This is a genomic window from Mycobacterium sp. (genome assembly GCF_035314665.1).
Classification (GTDB): domain Bacteria; phylum Actinomycetota; class Actinomycetes; order Mycobacteriales; family Mycobacteriaceae; genus Mycobacterium.
Window position 1 is genome coordinate 1 of record NZ_DATFZD010000407.1, and the last position, 2,407, is coordinate 2,407.

A 2,407-nucleotide genomic window follows, 5' to 3' on the forward strand; every position below is an offset into this window, starting at 1 on the left:
ATGGAGGTAGCCATAATGCCTCCTGGTTTTATGTAAGGAAGGTCGTTAACGATCGCTAAGCTCGCTCGCACCGTTATGCGTCCCGACCACCAGCGATCCCACCGCGCCAGTGTGCCTACCAGATTCCGCAATTCAGCCGCATGTCGACGGCAACTGAATACTGACCACTGCGCGGCAACTGAATTTTGACCAGCTTCCTGGAGAGCCTTGGCTGAGCGAGCCAAGGAGGAAGCGAGTGTTGAGCGTGGAGGACTGGGCAGAGATCCGGCGGTTGCGCCGGTCGGAGCGGCTGTCGATTTCAGAGATCGCGAGGGTGTTGGGGATTTCGCGGAACACGGTGAAGGCGGCGTTGGCCTCTCCCGGTCCGCCGAAGTATCGGCGTGCTCCGGTTGGGTCGGTGGCCGATGAGGCCGAGCCCAGGATCCGGGAGCTGCTGGCGGCGTATCCGAGGATGCCGGCGACGGTGATCGCTGAGCGGATCGGATGGTCGTATTCGATCCGAACATTGAGTGGGCGGGTGCGGGAGCTGCGCCCGTTGTATCTGCCGCCGGATCCAGCATCGCGGACGACCTATCCGGCGGGCGAGATCGCGCAGTGCGATTTCTGGTTTCCCGATGTGGTGGTGCCGGTCGGGTGCGGCCAGGTCCGCACTGCGACGCAGTTGCCGGTGTTGACCATGGTGTGTGGGTATTCGCGGTGGGCATCAGCGGTGTTGATCCCGACCCGCACCGCTGAAGACCTCTATGCCGGTTGGTGGCAGCATCTTTCGGTGCTGGGCGCCACCCCACGGGTGTTGGTGTGGGACGGCGAAGGGGCGGTTGGGCGATGGCGGGCACGCCAACCCGAACTCACCGGCGCGTGCCAGGCGTTTCGCGGTACCTTGGCGGCTAAAGTGCTGATCTGCAAACCGGGCGACCCCGAAGCCAAAGGACTCGTTGAACGCTTCCACGACTACCTGGAGCGGGCGTTTCTGCCGGGCCGGGTGTTTAGCTCACCGGCAGATTTCAACACCCAGCTGCAGGCCTGGTTAGTGCGGGCCAATCATCGCCAACACCGCGTGCTGGGATGTCGCCCAGTTGACCGGATCGAGGCCGATAGCGCGGCGATGCTGACGCTGCCGCCAGTGGCGCCGACAGTGGGGTGGCGAACCTCAACACGGCTACCGCGCGATCATTACGTGCGGTTGGACAGCAATGACTACTCGGTGCATCCGGCCGCGGTCGGGCGGCGCATCGAGATCACCGCGGACCTGCACCGTGTCCGAGTTTGGTGTGACGGCACCCTGGTCGCCGACCACGCCCGGCTGTGGGCCAAACATCAGACGATCGCCGATCCCGACCACCTCGAGGCCGCCAAGGTGTTGCGCAGGAAGCATTTCGAGGTAGTCGCGCACCCATCCGGGGTCGAGGTTGAACAGCGCCGACTGGCCGACTACGACGCCCTGCTGGGCCTGGACGGGCCGGTGGCCTGATGGCGGCCAAGACCACCAGCAGCCGGGATGTGACCGCCGAGCTGGCGTATCTGACCCGGGCCCTGAAAGCACCGACGCTGCGTGGGGCCGTCGAGCGCCTCGCCGAGCGTGCCCGCACCGAAACCTGGAGCTATGAGGAGTTCCTGGCCGCCTGCCTGCAGCGTGAAGTGTCCGCCCGCGAATCCCACGGGGGCGAAGGCCGCATCCGGGCCGCCCGCTTCCCGTCACGGAAGTCGTTGGAGGAGTTCGACTTCGACCACGCCCGCGGTCTCAAACGTGACACCATCGCCCACCTGGGAACCCTGGACTTCGTCACCGCCAAAGACAACGTCGTGTTCCTCGGACCACCAGGCACCGGGAAAACACACTTGGCGATCGGGCTCGCCATCCGCGCCTGCCAAGCCGGCTACCGGGTCCTGTTCGCCACCGCCTCGCAATGGGTCGACCGACTCGCCGCGGCCCACCACGGCGGCACCCTGCAAGCCGAACTGATCCGCCTGGCCCGCTACCCCCTGCTCGTCGTCGACGAGGTGGGCTACATCCCGTTCGAGCCTGAAGCCGCCAACCTGTTCTTCCAACTGGTGTCCTCCCGCTACGAACGAGCCAGCCTGATCGTCACCAGTAACAAGCCCTTCGGCCGCTGGGGCGAGGTGTTCGGCGACGACGTCGTCGCGGCTGCCATGATCGACCGCCTCGTGCACCACGCCGAGGTCATCGCGCTCAAAGGTGACAGCTACCGCATCAAAGACCGCGACCTCGGCCGCGTCCCCACCGTCACGGCCGACGACCAATGAAACCCGAGCTGGTCAATTTTCGATTGCCGACAGCTGGTCAAAATTCGGCTGCCGTTGACATGCTGGCTCTAGAAGGACGTCAGCCCGAGGACAACGAGGTCGAGGCGGCTACAGACTTCATCAATGGAGCTCCTGATATCCC

The 2,407-nt window shown here is 65.0% G+C and carries 2 protein-coding genes; both read left to right on the forward strand.

Features of this window, described 5'->3' with window-relative positions:
- The first annotated feature begins 235 nt into the window (after positions 1 to 235).
- Positions 236 to 1,471, forward strand: a complete 1,236-nt coding sequence (gene istA / locus VKI00_RS28945; RefSeq protein ID WP_324444349.1) for an IS21 family transposase — start codon at positions 236 to 238, stop codon at positions 1,469 to 1,471.
- Positions 1,471 to 2,265 (forward strand): IS21-like element helper ATPase IstB, encoded by a 795-nt coding sequence (gene istB, locus VKI00_RS28950; RefSeq protein WP_324444351.1) that lies wholly within the window; start codon positions 1,471 to 1,473, stop codon positions 2,263 to 2,265. Before istA ends, istB begins: the two co-directional genes overlap by 1 nt.
- The last annotated feature ends 142 nt before the right edge of the window (positions 2,266 to 2,407 follow it).

Coding starts and splice junctions, on each gene's coding strand:
- istB (WP_324444351.1), top strand. CDS start 1,471: ATGGCGGCCAAGACCACCAGCAGCCGGGATGTGACCGCCGAGCTGGCG.